Origin of the sequence: Aquimarina litoralis, assembly GCF_019295435.1 — a bacterium.
Classification (GTDB): Bacteria; Bacteroidota; Bacteroidia; order Flavobacteriales; family Flavobacteriaceae; genus Aquimarina; species Aquimarina litoralis_A.
In genome coordinates this window covers 64,276-81,025 of record NZ_WEKL01000107.1, presented here as the reverse complement: position 1 = coordinate 81,025, position 16,750 = coordinate 64,276, and the positions used below count along the sequence as shown (strand labels likewise).

9 protein-coding genes are annotated in these 16,750 nt (G+C 33.7%); 7 read left to right on the top strand and 2 right to left on the bottom strand.

The window, feature by feature from the left end; genetic code table 11:
- Nucleotides 1-14: 14 nt before the first annotated feature.
- Genes GBO31_RS23640 through GBO31_RS23620 form a run of 5 tightly spaced genes read left to right on the top strand, consistent with a single transcriptional unit; the run spans nucleotide 15 to nucleotide 4,953 of the window.
- Nucleotides 15-653 (top strand): SMI1/KNR4 family protein, encoded by a 639-nt coding sequence (locus GBO31_RS23640; protein WP_219011097.1) that lies wholly within the window; start codon nucleotides 15-17, stop codon nucleotides 651-653.
- Nucleotides 654-662: 9 nt separating this feature from the next.
- The gene (locus tag GBO31_RS27105; RefSeq protein WP_246615976.1) at nucleotides 663-1,484 is read left to right on the top strand and encodes an SMI1/KNR4 family protein; all 822 of its coding nucleotides are present in this window, start codon (nucleotides 663-665) and stop codon (nucleotides 1,482-1,484) included.
- Between the two features lie 32 nt (nucleotides 1,485-1,516).
- Nucleotides 1,517-3,151: a hypothetical protein gene (locus GBO31_RS23630; protein WP_219011096.1), complete on the top strand. Its 1,635-nt coding sequence runs from the start codon at nucleotides 1,517-1,519 to the stop codon at nucleotides 3,149-3,151.
- Nucleotides 3,152-3,163: 12 nt separating this feature from the next.
- The gene (locus GBO31_RS23625; protein ID WP_219011095.1) at nucleotides 3,164-4,294 is read left to right on the top strand and encodes a hypothetical protein; all 1,131 of its coding nucleotides are present in this window, start codon (nucleotides 3,164-3,166) and stop codon (nucleotides 4,292-4,294) included.
- A 44-nt stretch (nucleotides 4,295-4,338) separates the two neighbouring features.
- On the top strand, nucleotides 4,339-4,953 hold the full coding sequence (locus tag GBO31_RS23620) for a hypothetical protein (protein WP_219011094.1): 615 nt from the start codon (nucleotides 4,339-4,341) through the stop codon (nucleotides 4,951-4,953).
- Nucleotides 4,954-5,230: 277 nt separating this feature from the next.
- On the opposite strand, the gene GBO31_RS23615 is transcribed toward GBO31_RS23620, so the two are convergent.
- Together GBO31_RS23615 and GBO31_RS23610 are read right to left on the bottom strand one after the other, a co-directional pair.
- On the bottom strand, nucleotides 5,231-5,851 hold the full coding sequence (locus tag GBO31_RS23615; RefSeq protein ID WP_219011093.1) for an HD domain-containing protein: 621 nt from the start codon (nucleotides 5,849-5,851) through the stop codon (nucleotides 5,231-5,233).
- Complete coding sequence (locus tag GBO31_RS23610; RefSeq protein ID WP_219011092.1) at nucleotides 5,845-6,786, bottom strand: 2-hydroxyacid dehydrogenase; 942 nt, start codon at nucleotides 6,784-6,786, stop codon at nucleotides 5,845-5,847. The genes GBO31_RS23615 and GBO31_RS23610 overlap by 7 nt, the downstream gene beginning before the upstream one ends.
- Nucleotides 6,787-7,888: 1,102 nt before the next feature.
- On the opposite strand from GBO31_RS23610, the gene GBO31_RS23600 reads away from it, so the two are divergent.
- Together GBO31_RS23600 and GBO31_RS23595 are read left to right on the top strand one after the other, a co-directional pair.
- Nucleotides 7,889-9,556, top strand: a complete 1,668-nt coding sequence (locus GBO31_RS23600) for a tetratricopeptide repeat protein (protein WP_219011090.1) — start codon at nucleotides 7,889-7,891, stop codon at nucleotides 9,554-9,556.
- A gap of 323 nt (nucleotides 9,557-9,879) precedes the next feature.
- The gene (locus tag GBO31_RS23595; RefSeq protein WP_219011089.1) at nucleotides 9,880-16,668 is read left to right on the top strand and encodes an HYR domain-containing protein; all 6,789 of its coding nucleotides are present in this window, start codon (nucleotides 9,880-9,882) and stop codon (nucleotides 16,666-16,668) included.
- Nucleotides 16,669-16,750: the final 82 nt, after the last annotated feature.

Below are 16,750 nucleotides of genomic sequence, written 5' to 3'. Positions count from 1 at the left end.
TTAATATAAAATATATGGAAGAGTTAACAGCCATACTAAAAAAAGGAGTAGAGGGCGAAACTGCAAAAGAGGCACTTAACAGACTAGAAAAAATAATAGAAATAATTCAGAAAGAACAATTAAAAGTTTCTTCAGTCCCTATCGACTTATCTAAATCTAAGCCCTTTTTCTTTCAAAAAATAACTGTTGATGAGATTGTTGGTGCTGAGAATAAGTTAGGTGTAAAATTTCCTCCAAGTTATAAAGATTTCATTATGACTTGTGGATTATTCAAGTTAGGTTCAGAAAACCAAAACTACTCCAGGTTATTACATCCCAATGAAATAGGAACTTTATCAATAGCATTAGAAATCGATTGGGACATCTCCTGGAATTCTTACAACCCTAATTCAAAAACCATCATGGATAAGATTTATTATTTCGCTATGGGGGATGAAGACCTTCAACTATGTTGGTATCATTGTTTTGATTATAATACGATCAATGAAAAAACCAAAGAAGTAATGGTGTTGGATTTTAATCAAAGTGATTGGGAGTGGATGCTGGATGATTCAGATATAAAACCATGTGAGTATAATGGATTTGACAGACATGTCACCAATGTAGTGAACAACGAAATAGAACGGATTTTAAGACTCACAAATTGTAACTGAAAAAACAAAATGAAAGACTACTACGAACTAAAAAATGATGCAGAGCATAAGTTTTGGGAGTATGAATTGAAAGGAAAGAACTTCAAAATGAAATGGGGATTGGTTGAAGATTATTTTGATAGATCCGAAATACAATCCAAAACCACCAAATATGACAGTTCGGAACATGGTAAGGAAAGAGTGTCTTTAATGATACAACGGTATGAAAAAAAAGGATATGTAATAGCAACAAAACCTGAAAAAAATAAAAAAACCACTGCCACTGTTACTATAAATTCATCAACTAATGTAAACGAAATAATCACTGTTCTTGAGCAGCTGGATCAAAACATCAAAGAAAAACGTCCTGAGTATTATTTAGAACTAAATGCTCCTCTGAGTTTAATGGATATTCAAACATTAGAAAAAGAGTATAAGGTTGTAATTCCTCAAGATCTAAAGATATTCTATCAATGGAAAAACGGACAAAATAGCAACTGTTCTGAAGTTTTTGCAAACAATTGTATGTTTTTATCATTAAGAGAAATGTTAGAAACCCAAAGCGAACTTAATGCTATGATAGGAAAAGATTTTGAGATAGAAAACTGGTGGAACAAGCATTGGTTTCCCGTATTTGATAATGGCGGAGGCGATCATATTTGTTATGATACGAAGGGAACGTTTACTGGTCAAAAAGGACAGCTATTAGAATTTTGGCATGATGATGAAGATCGAGAAAGTATATCTCCAAACTTACTATCATTATGTAAGGCTTTGAATAATTATTATACATCAAATAGTATAGATGTAATCGATGATTTTATTAATCTCGAAACTTTTTTGGATTTATAAATTAGTTGAATCTCCTAAAACTGACTAGATATATGTTATTGAATCATTGTAAAAGCAAAAACAAAGAAGAAATAAAGTTTAAAGACTTTAAAAAAGAAATGAACAACAATTGGTTGCAAAAAGACGCTTTAATCAATTATTCTGCGTCTAACAAAGATATACTAATTGCTGATGGGGATCTTCTAATTGAAGGAAACCTAGACTTCGAAAAAGAAAATATTAGTTTGCTCTTGGTTAAAGGAAATCTAATGGTTGCAGGCTATGTTCGCGACATTGATTTTGCAATGCTGATGGTTGAAGGGGATTTTAACGCGGCTAATGTACTGCTAAGTGGAACCCTTGAGGTTAAAGGTAAGATGAGTGTGAAAAACCTAATGTCTGGTATTGGAGTTACCGGTGCTGCAATTAGTTATCAAAAGCTAGAATCAAAGATAACCTGCACCATACAATATGGATTTGAATGTCAATCCGATGATGAAGATTGGGGGCTTTTGGTTTATGAAAAAGATAAGATAAAAAAAGTATTTAGTAGATCTGTTATTGGCAAAGATGGGATGCTTGATTTTCTTAATATCATCCATAAACTGACAACTGGAGAAAACTTTATTAATACTGAATATGTAGAAAGTGAAGATATTGATAGTTTGCTACAGAAAGGATATGTCGCATACGGCAATCATAAATATGAAGAGACAATTAATATTATGAATAAGGTCTTAGACCTTGATCCAAAACATTATTGGGCCTTATGGACCGCTATCCTGGCCCTTGACCAATCTGTTCAACAGATCATGAAGAACTCATTTGAAGCAAAAGAGTCTCGTGAACTTTCAGAAGAATTAATTACAAAAACGTATCAATTCGAAATAGTAAGTAATGAAACGGAAGGAGAAAAAGATAAATTAGATAGTATCTTGGTGTATAGGGGGGATCATTTATATAATTTATTAGATAGTAAAACGCTACTAGATAAAGACAATGCTGACGAAGAAGATTTTGAAAGGATTAAAGAGATTATATCTTGTTACAAAAATAAATATCAATTTCCGTTAGATTCTTCCATACCTGGTAGACGACAACGACAAGATCGACTAATTAGGATGCTCTTAATTACAAATCAAAGAGAAGAAGCAATTGAACTAGTTGAGGCTATCAAAAAAATAGATCCAGATTACCCGAATCTCAATACTTTCTTGATGAATAGTTCAAATATAAATGTTGAAAATAGTAATCCATACCAATTAACTAAAGAAACAAAAATCTGGAAACAAGTTCCTTCCAAAAAGGAAATTGAAAAAACTGTGATTACATTTTTTGAATATCTAAAAAAGAAAGAGGTTAACAAGGCAGAAAAATTAGTTATACATAATGATTCTTGGGACAGTATGTTATCTAATCTTTGGTATGATACTTATGTTGTTTATAACGAAGACCAAGGTATAGAAATTAAGGAAAACACCTATGGATCAGATGCTTGGAAGAATGATCTTTCTTGGTTAGACAGGATAGGTATTGCTGAAGAATTTGTCTGGGATAAGAATGTCAATGAATCGTTTTTTGTATATATCGTCTACGATGAAGAATTAGTGGATACAACAGCGAGTTTTAAAATAGTCCATCAAGATGGTAGTTACTTTTTAGTATTAGAAAACATTCATATTCTTTAATGATCAATGGCGATGAAGGTTAATTTTCTATCAAATTTTGGCATTCTAGGAGGATTCAGACATATAAGTGTGCTGATAGCCATTGCAGCTCATAATTTTATGGATCCTTATATACATATATTTTTGGTGGAACAAGATTTGGATAATGAGTATAGCAGGATTATTTCCAATGGTTTAATTACACTAATTATCTATCTGGTTATAGAATTTATAACGAATGTGTCAGTAGCAAACAATGATTCGCTATCCACCAATCCCAATAGGGGTTTCCAAGACCGCTTAGAAGAATTCAAAGAATTCGCAATTTTCTTTACCATTTCAGAAATTGTTTTGATAGGTATATTATGTTTTATAGTCTATAAGAATGTCAACCATCCTTTACTACAATCTTGGGGTATCACAGGATCAATTGTGATATCTTATGCTATATTACATTGGTATCGCTCAGGCAAAACCAAAAACGCAATACAAGATTATACTGTTCAAAGAGAACCTAAGGATAAAACTGATAAGGTGCAATATATATCTTTTAAGGAGGCGGATAGATTGTACGATATTAAACAACTTATGAGGCATAGCAATGTAGATGATATAGATCGGGAATATGAAGATAATGATAAGCTTATCTTGTATAAAGGAGATACAACCTTACAAGAACTACATTGGGAAGACAAAGACTCAAAACATAGCAGTTATGATTGTATTGGAATTATCGTAGATGGAAACTTACAGATTACTAAAGGAATAAAAAATACGGAACACCTGGAGAAGTTATTATATGTCACTAAAGATGTAAAAACTTCATATGTTATAAATTTTGATACCCTTATTCATATAGACGGCGATCTATTTATCTCTGATTATTTATACGCCGATAGCTTTTTTGGATATATACAATGTTTAGGACAGCTCTCTACACCTTATCTCATTAATAATGGTCAGCAGATTAATACTCAAAAAATATATGGTGATATAAGGATTGATATTTCAGACTTTTCTCCCACACATCCATTATATACATATGGTTTAAAAGATGTAGTCAAAGAAGTTCTAAACCACATTGACTATACTAAGAATGACGCTGAAATAGATGAGGAAAAGCTCATAGAATACCTACAAAATGGAAAACCAATTCTACGTTAAAAATTAAAATGATGACCGTAAGATCTATACTGCTAACTCTTTTTATGTTACAATTTTTTATTGGCATTGCTCAATCTGAAGAAGATATGATTAACGATATAAGAAAAAAGCATGAGTTGGTTAAACAATGGTTAGAAAAAGGTATGAGAAACCCAACTATTGAGATTTATGAACAATGTCACGATGATGAGGAAGGTAATGAAGACGTATCTACCAGCTTAATTAAGTATTATTATCAAGGAAAAGAACTACGATATATTACTCATGAGCACGAACCATACGCAAGCTCAGCCATACTTACCCAATACTATTTCTGGGATAATGAATTGTTTTTTTGTTTTCAATCGGGTCATGACAGATACACTAGTTATAAATCTAATGATATTCAGAATGTCATAAAAGTATTTGATAAAAGAATCTATTTTTCAGATCGTACGGCTTTTCGATGTTTAATCAAGGAGTATAAAGAATCAATAAAAGAAGAGGATGGTGGGCCTAGTAAACATCCATTCGACCAGTTGGATAGCTTACCTAACCAAAAAGTGGCGTGCAATACAATCTTGAGAGAAATCAATAGTGTAGAGTATTACTTAGAGCTCTTGAAATTAAGTAGAATGCAGTTAAAAGAAAAATGTATGAGTCGTAATGCTTTTGATTAAAAGTTCTTTCTTTTTAGCTACCATATTACCATATGCAAATACAACGTATACTTTTGGAATACTTTTTTGCTAATATGAATTCCCACTATAAAAAGATAAATACTATTCGTACTGTCACAAATTCTATTGTAGTGTTACCAAAAAGGATGTAAGTGCTTCATTGGAAAAGTATAAATAATGGCGTGATTAATGCACCCAAAGTAGGAATGGTTTTCTTCACGTTATATATGTAACAAAACTAAAGTGTAATTGATTTTAGAAATGTTTTGACAATATCTTATTTTGAAAGAATTTCAATTTCGTGTTGTAGGTTTTCTTTGGCTTGAATTTCAAAATTATTATAAAAGTAATCGGTCTTAAAAATACGAGGCATTTCTAAAAAATGCTTAAGTACTTGAATTCTTCCCTTATTGTACATAAAACTTGGGTAATACTTATATTCTTTTCTTACCTGTTCGTAGTAGGTTTTATAGGTTTTCCAACTACTTCCGAGAATCGATAAATCTGCATCCGTAAAATAATTTATGTCATCCGTTTTTGAGACTTGGTGTCCTTTGGTAGCAATAATAATTTCTGTGCAGAGTTCAATTCTTTGTGAATCTATTCCTAATAATTCCAGAATTTCTTTAACCTTTAAAGCACTTTGCTCTTCATTATCTTTTTTGAGAACATTATAAATATAATCATGATAGAAAATGGAAAACAAAATTATATCCCAATCAGCTATGTTGTCTTGTACAACAAGTAATTTTTGATATACATTTTCTAAGTGTGATAAATTATGATAATAGCGATTTTTATTACGATGCTTTTTGTCAATCTGATTCCATAGGGTATTAATGAATTTAGAATCATTAGTGTATTTGGAAACCAGTTGTATAAAAACTTCTTTTAGCAAAACTCAGCTTTGATTTTGTTGACAATAGTCTGTGCTAATTTTTCTTTGGATTCTACAGTCCATCCAGCAATATGCGGACTTAAGATCACATTATCTAATTGTAATAATTGCTTAAGAGGTTCTGGCATTTCGTTTTCTGATGTGAAAAGATTTTCAAAAGACGATTTTTCATATTCTAAAACATCCAATCCTGCACCCAAAATTTTTCCTGATTGTAGTGCTTCCACCAGATCTTTAGTTACCACGCTTTTGCCTCTTGCAGTATTGATAAACCAAAATGGTTTTTTAAACTTATTGATAAATGTAGTATTGATCATTTTGTCGGTCAATGACGTCCATGGTGTGTGCAGACTTAGTACATCTGTTTTTTCAAAAAACTCTTCTAAACTTACTTGGGTTGCATCACTATTTTCTACATCTTCTTTAATGTCATAACAAATAACTTCTACATCAAACCCTCTAAGTTTTCGGGCAAACGCTCTTCCCATATTTCCATAGCCTATGATTCCTACAGTTTTTAGATCTAATTCTATCCCGCGATTTTCTTCACGATTCCATAATCCATTTCTTACCTGTCGATCTGCTGTGTTAAGTTTGTTAAAAAGAGATAAAATCATTCCCAATGCATGTTCTCCAACAGCGTTTCTATTTCCTTCTGGAGCAGAAAAAAGATGAATTCCTTTTGTTTTGGCATAAGCGATATCAATACTTTCTAATCCAGCTCCTACACGACCTATGAATTTTAGGTTGCTAGCTTTGTCAATAAAGGTTTTATCAATCTTAAAACGGCTTCTTATAACAACACCGTTATAAGCTGCTATTTTTTCTTCAATTTCAGACTTTGAAGAAAGATAGTCTTCATTATTTTCAAATCCTAGTTCATTTAATTGTTGAATAAGTAAAGGATGGTTTTCATCAATATGTAATATTCTCATGAATAACTATGGGTTGACTTTAGGTTTTGTGAAAAGACTTGTCAATGCTCAGAATGCTTATGGGTATCAACTGGCATCAACTTGGTCTACTAGATAAATTCATTCGTAAGGTATTCTTAAAACACCCAAAAATAGTTAATAAAAGATTAAAATATATGAAGCGTTAATTTTGGGCACTAGGTTGTAGTAGAAGGAATAAAAATGGTTTTAATTCTATCAATAATTCCTTGCAGAATACTAAAAATTGCATCTGAAGAGAATCCTCCTATGAGAGCTAATAGGCTTTTATTAAATAAATTGATATTCTTACCATCTTCCTGATAGAAGGAGATGATTTCTGAGGAAATAATACCGGCAATGATTCCCAAAATAATTAATGCAGCATAGTAAATAGTATCTTCAGGAACTAATGTTCCATTTTTTACGGCGGTACTGGCATTTTTTAGTAAATAAAAAAGTACGCCCAAACCGGATATGGAGGTCAAAAACCCTAGATTTAATAATAAAGAAATACCTTGATTTTCCATAATACCTTTGTCTAACGAGTCATTATTCACTTCAGGAGAAATTCCAGTTACGATAAAAGCAATTAGAAAAAGTAGTGATAAAAGCACTAGGTTTCTTAGAATAGGTAATTTGCTAAAAAAATTTTTCCCTTTTCCTTGCTCTCTNATTTTTCTAATGAACTCTATAGACTTTGGAGTTGCAGGAGCAATATTTTTGCATAATAAATTATGAGCATTGATCAAGTCATCTACTGAGCTATTTTGGATCAGTGTATTGATTTCGGTATTAATTGTGATGCCATTAAAAATTGCATACGATAACATATTATTTATTTCATCACTAAGGTTATGAATAATTTCCTTGGATATTCCCGGAACTACTTCTGATTTGGGAGTGCTTGTTTCTGCAGGATTATTTGTTGGCTTATTCTTCTCCAGAGTAGTTGTCATAATGTTGGAATTTTGAATTGGTTTTAAGGTTATTAAAACTATAAAATTAGAAGGAGAAAAAACATCGTATTTATACCTGTTTTTATAGTGGTAGAGACAGGTGTGATTTGGTAAATATTTTCAAAACTTTATTAGTAAGTTTGTGTATGCGTAATCCAATGCTTTTTGCTATTGCCTTTTTTTTCTCTTTGCAATTTTTTGGGCAAGATATCGATACAACCCTACTTCGTTTACAAAAAGAAGTAGATCTTGCTGAAACCGATTCTATAAAGATTAATTCTTTACTATCCTTGGCAGAGTTTCAATACGATCGGGATTTTACAATCTCTAAGTTACTAGTCGATGAAGCATTAGCATTGATTGAGGCTAATCCAGATCAACAACAATTGGCAAAAGCCTATGTTGTAAAAGGAGTGATCAATCGAAGAGAAGGAAATTATCCCAAAGCACTTGAGTTTTATTTAAAGGCCAAAGAAATTTATGAAACAGAAGACGATATCTGGCATGTTTCTGATGTTTATCATAATATGGCAATGGTTTATCGATATCAAAAAGCTCATGATATAGCTATTACTTTGTATAAAAAATCTATTGAGATTAAAGAGCCCTTAAAAGATACACATGGAATTGCAGCCGGATATAATATGATGGGTGTTTCGTATCGACAAACAAATAAGTTAGATTCTGCTAAAGTATGCTATAACAAGGCAAAATTATTGTTTTCATTGATTAAGAGTGCAGATGATGTACAAAGAGTAAACAATAATTTGGGAGCATTATACAGAGAATTAGGTAATATAGATGAGGCAATTAAATTAGGGTTTGAAAATATTAGATATGCCAAAAAGAATGGTAGAGCATTTTCTTTGTGCACAGCATATTACAATATTTCTAATATTTATAAAAGAACCAAAGAATTTAATAAATCGCTGATTTATGTAGATTCTTCTTTGATGATTGCAAAAAAAGAACGGTTCAGACAGCGAATCGCAAAAGCGTATCTTAGGAAAAGTTACCTATTAGCTCAAATGGGAGATTACAAAGCAGCCTATGATAACTACCGTACTTTCAATAGGCATTCCGATTCGATTTATAATATCGAAAATATAAAAAAGATTCAGGCGCTGGAACTAAATCATAAATTTAGCCAGGAAAAACTAGCAGATAGTCTGGCGTTTGCACAAGAAAAAAGAGAAGTTGCATTTCTGGGGGAAGCCGAATCTTCAAAAAAGAGGCTTTACTTCGTCCTATTTATTATTACTATTGTAGCTGCTTTGGTAATCACATTATTAATCCGTCGAGATTACAAGAGTAAAGCAAGTATTATAGCTGAAAAATTAGAAAAGCAACAAGTACAAAAAGAATTATTAGATCAAAAAGTAATCGCCAAAGAAGAAGAAATCAAGCGACTCATTGCAGATAATACAATGCGTTTAAACTTTAAGGAAGAACTTTTAGAACAACTGAAAAACGAATTAGCAGAGAAAAATCCAGAGGAGTTGAAATCTGCTTTAAATTCTTTAACTAATGAATTAAAATCTCAAATTCAAACTGAAGGGAAATTATCAGGACTTCAGCATAAAATTATTGAGGTAAATCAAGGATTTGATACGAAACTTATCAAGTTATACCCTCAACTTACCAAAACGGAAAGAGAGGTTTGTGCATTACTTCGATTAAATTTATCAATCAAAGAAATTATGACCATCCGAAATACTTCTCAAGATGCTGTTAAATCTGTTAGATATCGCATACGTAAAAAAATGGGATTGTCTGCAAAAGAAGAACTAGAACAATTTATACAATCCTTGTAAAATTCTCTTTTTTCCAAAGTCTCCCATTTGTCTCCCTTTTATTAGTTTGATTCATAAAGTCTTAACATATATTTGTGCTATTATTAAGAGTAACAGAGAAAACCAAACCCCATGATAAAAAAATACTTTTACTGCTTGAATTTAGACTTAAAAAATGAACCTCTCGGTTTCTTAGCAGATTGACTTTACAGCTCAATTTCTCTCTTTATAGCTTATGATATTTATAAAATCTAAAAAGTGACTTTTTAGATTTTATAGAGTAATGTTTGAATCATTTACTGAATGAAAAGCCCCTTTTTATGATAAAAAATTACTTACCTATAATGTATTTAAGAATAGTTTTATTGATACTTTTATTGCTTGTATGTAATAAAGTTTCGGCTCAAACCTGTTCTCCAGATATAACAAATCCGACCGTAGTTTGTCAAGATATCACTATTCAATTAGATGGAACTGGTAATGTAACTATTACAGCTGCCGATGTGGATAATGGGTCTACAGATAATTGCGGAATTGCAACAACAGTAATCGATGTAACAAGTTTTAACTGCACTAACATTGGAGCAAATAATGTTATACTTACAGTTACAGATGTTCAAGGGAATAGTGATAGTTGTACCGCTGTAGTGACTGTAGTTGATGCGATACAACCAACAATAATATGTAAGGATATTACTATAAACTTGGGCGCATCAGGAAGTGCAAGTATATCTCCCGAAGATATAGATGATGGAAGTAGTGACAACTGTACAATTGTATTGTCGGCCGATAAGACAGGTTTTTCTTGTAACGACCTTGGCGCAAATACAGTGACGCTTACTGTTACAGATAGTGGTGGAAATACCAATAGTTGTACAGCTATAGTAACCGTATTAGATACAGAAGCACCAATCATAACGTGCCCTAACAATATTACAGTAAATAACGACCCTGGAGTATGCGAGGCTATAGTTAATTTTACAGTACCCACCGATGGGAGTTTACGTATTAATACTGGGGCGCTTACCGCAGGGCCAAGCTTGGCAACAAGCGGGGGAGCAACTAATTGGTCTGTCGTTGCTTATAACCCAAACTTGAATATATACTACTCATTTAGGGCAGGTAATACAAGAATGCCTTTTAGAACTTATGATGATCAGGGTAATACCTTGGTTACGAATGAAACGGGTTTTGACTTCCGTGGATTATGGTGGAATCCAAATACAGGTGAGTTACAAGGAAATGGTGTGGGAACTTCTGGTTATCGCACGGTGACTTTAGATGGAAATGGTTATGCTACTAACGGGGGTGTAAATTTTGTAGTAGGTGCGAATCAACCTAATAACCAATCAAATGGAACCTATGATTACCATACTAATGAGATTCTCTTTTATCATGGTGGTAGGCTGTATAGTTATGATATGCAAGGTAATCAAGTGTCAGATAGAGCAATTGTAAATTTTCCTGAGGCATCTAATGGAGATATTACAACACGTTCTATAGGGTATACAGGAGTTCTAGGAGCTGAAATTGTTATTTATAGCGAATTGAATGCGAGAGTATATTTTATTGATAAGGCAACCGCCACCTATTACGGGGATTTTTTAGATATGCCAGCAGGAGCTCCTACTCCTAATAATTATGGTTTTGCCTATGCTAATGGGTATGTGTTTTTGCGAGAGGATGCTACTGCAGACCCATGGGTTTCTTATCAAATTGTAGTTGATGATAGATTAGATAATTGTGACGGAACTTTAATATCTCAAACGAATGGGTTAACCAGCGGATCATTATTTCCTGTAGGAACAACAACCGTCGAATTCAAAGCAACGGATAGTTCAGGCAATGAATCCTTTTGTAGTTTTGACATAATAGTTAATGATAACGAAGCCCCTAATGCTATATGTCAAAATATCAGGGTGCAGCTTGATGCAACCGGAAATGCAATAATCACTGCTGCTGATGTGAATGATGGATCTACAGATAATTGTGGTATCGATACGCTGGCTTTGGATATAAGCACCTTTGATTGTACTAATATAGGAGCGAATAATGTAGTACTTACAGTTACTGACGCGGCAGGAAATAATGACACCTGCACTGCTATAGTAACTGTCGAAGATAACGTATTACCCATAATGGTTTGCCAGGATATTACCATTCTGTTGGATGGAACAGGTAATGCTACTATAACCGCTGCTCAGATTGATAATGGCTCGTCTGATAATTGTAGTATTGATAATGTAAGCCTGGATCAATCAAGTTTTACATTAGCAGACTTGGGAAATAATACGGTAACACTTACAGCAGAAGATGCTTCAGGAAATAGTGCAAGTTGTACCGCTAAAGTAAATGTTGAAGATGGGGTTGTCATGAATGTGTTAGGTAATGGCACTTCTATTATTAATGGAGATATCACACCTGACATAAATGATCATACAGAATTCATTTCAGTAGTTTCTACAGGAACGTCTTCTAGCACATTTACTATTGATAATTCAGCAGGTGTTAACATCTTACATATTACCAACATCTCTATATCCGGTACAGGAGCAGCGGCATTTTCTTTGGGAGCTCTTCCAACTTCAGTTGCAGCAGGTACATCTGAAACTTTTGATATTGATTTTGCTCCTGCAACGGATGGAACATTTGACGCACTTGTTACTATAGAGAGCAATGATAGTGACGCAGATCCTTATACATTTTCTATAACGGGACAAACGGGTGTAGCAGGAGAAACTTTTAATTTTGACGGAACAAACGATTATGCATTGGCAAATATCAATTCTTCCTCTACAGATTTCACATTAGAAGCCTGGTTTAAAGCCGATAGCGGAGCCAGTGGGTATAGAGCAATAATGGTTTGGCAGAAAACAGGAGCTAATAAGGAAACTTCAATTGAAGTTAGTGGTGCCGGACTTATTCGTTTGGGACAATATGATTACACCGTTAATAGATTTCAGCAGGTCTTTAGTACTACGAATGTGAAGGATGACCAGTGGCATCATGTAGCAGCTGTAAAAATTAGTGATATCTGGACTTTGTATATCGATGGTGTGGAAGAAGGAACCTTAACCCTTCGTTCTAACAATGCAGCGTATACAGATTTAACAGATTTCAGAATTGGAAATATTCAGTTGGATAGCGGTGGTTTGAGTGAACATTTTAGAGGTGAAATCGATGAGGTTCGTATTTGGGACTACGCTCGTACGTGTAGAGAAATTCTAGATCAGATGAACTGCGAATTGACTGGGTCAGAAACAGATTTACTGGCATATTATGATTTTGAACAGGGAGTTTCCGGAGGAAATAATCGCCTGGAAACACAAGTCCTTGATCAGGGACCAAACGGATACCACGCTACACTTTACAATACTACGTTAAGTGGGACAACTTCAAATTGGATTGCTCCTGGAAGTGGAGTGAATAGCACTGGTTGTATCGCATTGGCTCCGGAAATTACGGTAGCTGGAAATGGGCAGTTGATTACTAATGGTGATACTATACCAGATGTACTGGATGGTAGTGCTTTTGGAACAGTGTCAACAGGGGATACGGCTTCACAGACATTTACCATTAGTAATAATGGTGGAGGCACTTTAGAAATAACAGGAATAACTATATCAGGGAGCGAATTTTCTTTAGCAAGTACACATACTTTTCCTATTAATATTGCGACAGGTACTTCACAAGATTTTGATGTTTCATTTTTATCTAATTCTTGTACTGCAAGTGATTTTAATGGAAATGTACAGATTGATTCTAATGATTGTTTAATAGGTACTTTTACATATGATCTTTCGGCTTCTGTGATTGATAATATTGATCCAACCCCAGTTTGTCAGGATTTTACTGTACAATTGGACGCAACTGGAAACACTTCTATATATTCATCTCAATTGGATAACGGAAGCTCTGATACTTGTGATATATTATTTTCTTTTACCGGATCTCCATTGATTTCACAAACCATATACAATACCAATAACAATAGTCGAGGACATGGGCAATCATTTATTGCAACCGTTACCGGAGTGCTTACTAAAGTGCGTGTTTTGGTAAATTCAGACTATACTAATAGAACAGTTCATTTTTATAACGGATCTGGTAGCGGAATTTCAAATAATATAGGAACTCCGGTATATACAGAAACAGGAGTAACTCTTATTAATAGTAATGGAGGAAGTATATGGTCTGAGGTTATTTTATCAACACCATTTCCAGTGATTGCAGGAAATACATACGCTTTTGCTATTGAAGGAAATACGGATATATATTATGCATGGAACGATCGATATAGCGATGGTGAATTTATATGGAGATATGATACATCATCTGGATGTTGTGTTTGGGGAGATTTGGCTTTTGAAATAGAGTTTGACGAAATTTTAGATTTTGGTTGTACTGATGTAGGAATGAATACAATTTCTTTATTAGTGACTGATTCATCAGGAAACACTTCTACGTGCAATTCGATTGTAACTGTAGAAGACACTATACAGCCTACGGTTGTATGTCAGGATATCACGGTTCAGTTGGATGCAACCGGAAATGCAACGATTACGGCTGTAGATATTGATAATGGTTCGAGCGATGCTTGTGGAATTGCTTCTATGGTATTGGATACTACTAGTTTTGATTGTTCTGATGTTGGATTGAATACAGTTACCTTAACGGTTACGGATGTTAATGGAAATTCCGATAGTTGTACCTCTACAGTTACGGTTGAAGATAATGTACAACCTACTGTAGTTTGTCAGGATATTATAGTTCAATTGGATGCTACTGGAAATGCAACAATTACTGCTGCACAGATTGATAATGGATCTAATGATGCATGTGGAATTGCTTCTATGGTATTGGATACTACTAGTTTTGATTGTTCAGGTGTTGGATTGAATACAGTTACCTTAACGGTGACAGATACTAATGGAAATGTAGATAGTTGTACTGCTAGAGTTACCGTTGAAGACAATGTACAACCAACGGTAGTATGTCAAGATATTACAGTTCAATTGGATGCTACTGGAAATGCAACAATTACAGCTGCACAGATTGATAATGGATCTAGTGATGCATGTGGAATTGTTTCTATGGTATTGGATACTACTAGTTTTGATTGTTCAGATGTTGGATTGAATACAGTTACTTTAACGGTTATAGATGTTAATGGAAACTCCGATAGTTGTACCGCTACAGTTACCGTTGAAGACAATGTACAACCAACGGTAGTATGTCAAGATATTACGATTCAATTGGATGCTACAGGAAATGCAACAATTACAGCTGCACAGATTGATAATGGATCCAATGATGCATGTGGAATTGCTTCTATGGTATTGGATACTACTAGTTTTGATTGTTCAGATGTTGGATTGAATACAGTTACCTTAACGGTGACAGATACTAATGGGAATTTCGATAGTTGTACTGCTAGAGTTACCGTTGAAGACAATGTACAACCAACGGTAGTATGTCAAGATATTACAGTACAATTGGATGCTACTGGAAATGCTATGATTACAGCTGCACAGATTGATAATGGATCTAGTGATGCTTGTGGAATTGCTTCTATGGTATTGGATACTACTAGTTTTGATTGTTCAGATGTAGGATCGAATACGGTTACTTTAACGGTTATAGATGTTAATGGAAACTCTGATAGTTGTACCGCTACAGTTACCGTTGAAGACAATGTACAACCAACGGTAGTGTGTCAAGATATTACAGTGCAATTAGATGTTACAGGAAATGCAACAATAACTACTGCACAGATTGATAATGGATCCAATGACGCTTGTGGAGTTATTTCAATGACCTTAAACCAAAATACCTTTGATTGCTATGATATAGGAGTAAATACTGTAATTCTTACTGCAGTAGATACGAATGGAAATAGCACGCAATGTACAGCACTTGTTACTGTCGAAGATTCTGTAGGTCCAACCGTACTTTGTCAAGATATTACCATTGAATTAGATATTAATGGAAATGCATCTATTGCAGCCTATCAATTGGATAATGGTTCTTTTGATTCTTGTGGAATAGATTCATTATCAATAGATGTAGATACTTTTGATTGTTCTAATATAGGTGAGAATACTGTGGTTTTAACAGCTATAGATCGTTATGGAAATAGTTCCAGTTGTTCTGCAATCGTTACTGTTGAAGATGTTATTTCTCCTGGTGCAATTTGCCAGAATATTACCGTACAGTTAGATGATACTGGTAATGCTACAATTACTCCTGATCAAATCAATAATGATTCAACAGATATTTGTGGGATTGCAGATATTACCATTGATAGAGGTCATTTTGATTGTTCAGATGTGGGTCGGAATTTTGTGCTAATGACGGTCACAGATTTGAATGGTAATATTTCGAGATGTACCGCAGAGGTAACGGTTATCGATCCGATATTGCCAGTTGCAATTTGTCAGGGTATTACAGTTCAATTGGATGAAACAGGGAGTATCAGTATTACTCCAGATCAAATAAATAATGGTTCTTATAATTTCTGTGGAAATTTAACTTTATCCTTGGATAGAACAGAATTTACTACAGCAGATATAGGAGATCATATAGTAACACTAACGGCCACCGATGTTTCTGGAAATAGTGCAATGTGTACTTCGGTAGTAACAATAATAGATTCAGTAGAACCAGTTATCACATTATTAGGTGATAATCCTCAAATGTTAACATATGGAACTGGATATACAGAATTAGGAGCGCTTATAAGCGATGGTTACGAATTGGTAATAGACACCTCTGATTTTATGGATTTTCCTGGTACTTATAGTATAAGATACAATGCAATGAATTCATTAGGTGAATTGAGAACTCAAGTTTTGAGAACGGTAATCGTTGAAGGTACAGATACTATTTCAGAAGAAGATATACCTATTGCCATTTATCCTAATCCGGCAACAGATAGTTTCTCTATAAATACCAATAGAGAAATTGAAGCTGTAGAGTTGTATGATATGAGAGGAAGAAAAGTAGAAACTTTTATTCATGAGGCTGTTAATTCACCAATGTCTTTGGAAAAGTTAGCTACGGGTATGTATTGGGTTAAAATATATCTCTCACCGAAAGGTTTGATAATTGAGAAAATTATGGTAGAACGTTAGTCAATAATTTGAAATTTAAGAACTTACATATACTTGTAAAATTGATTTGTTTTGCTGGTAAAAACTGTTATTTCTTGGTTTT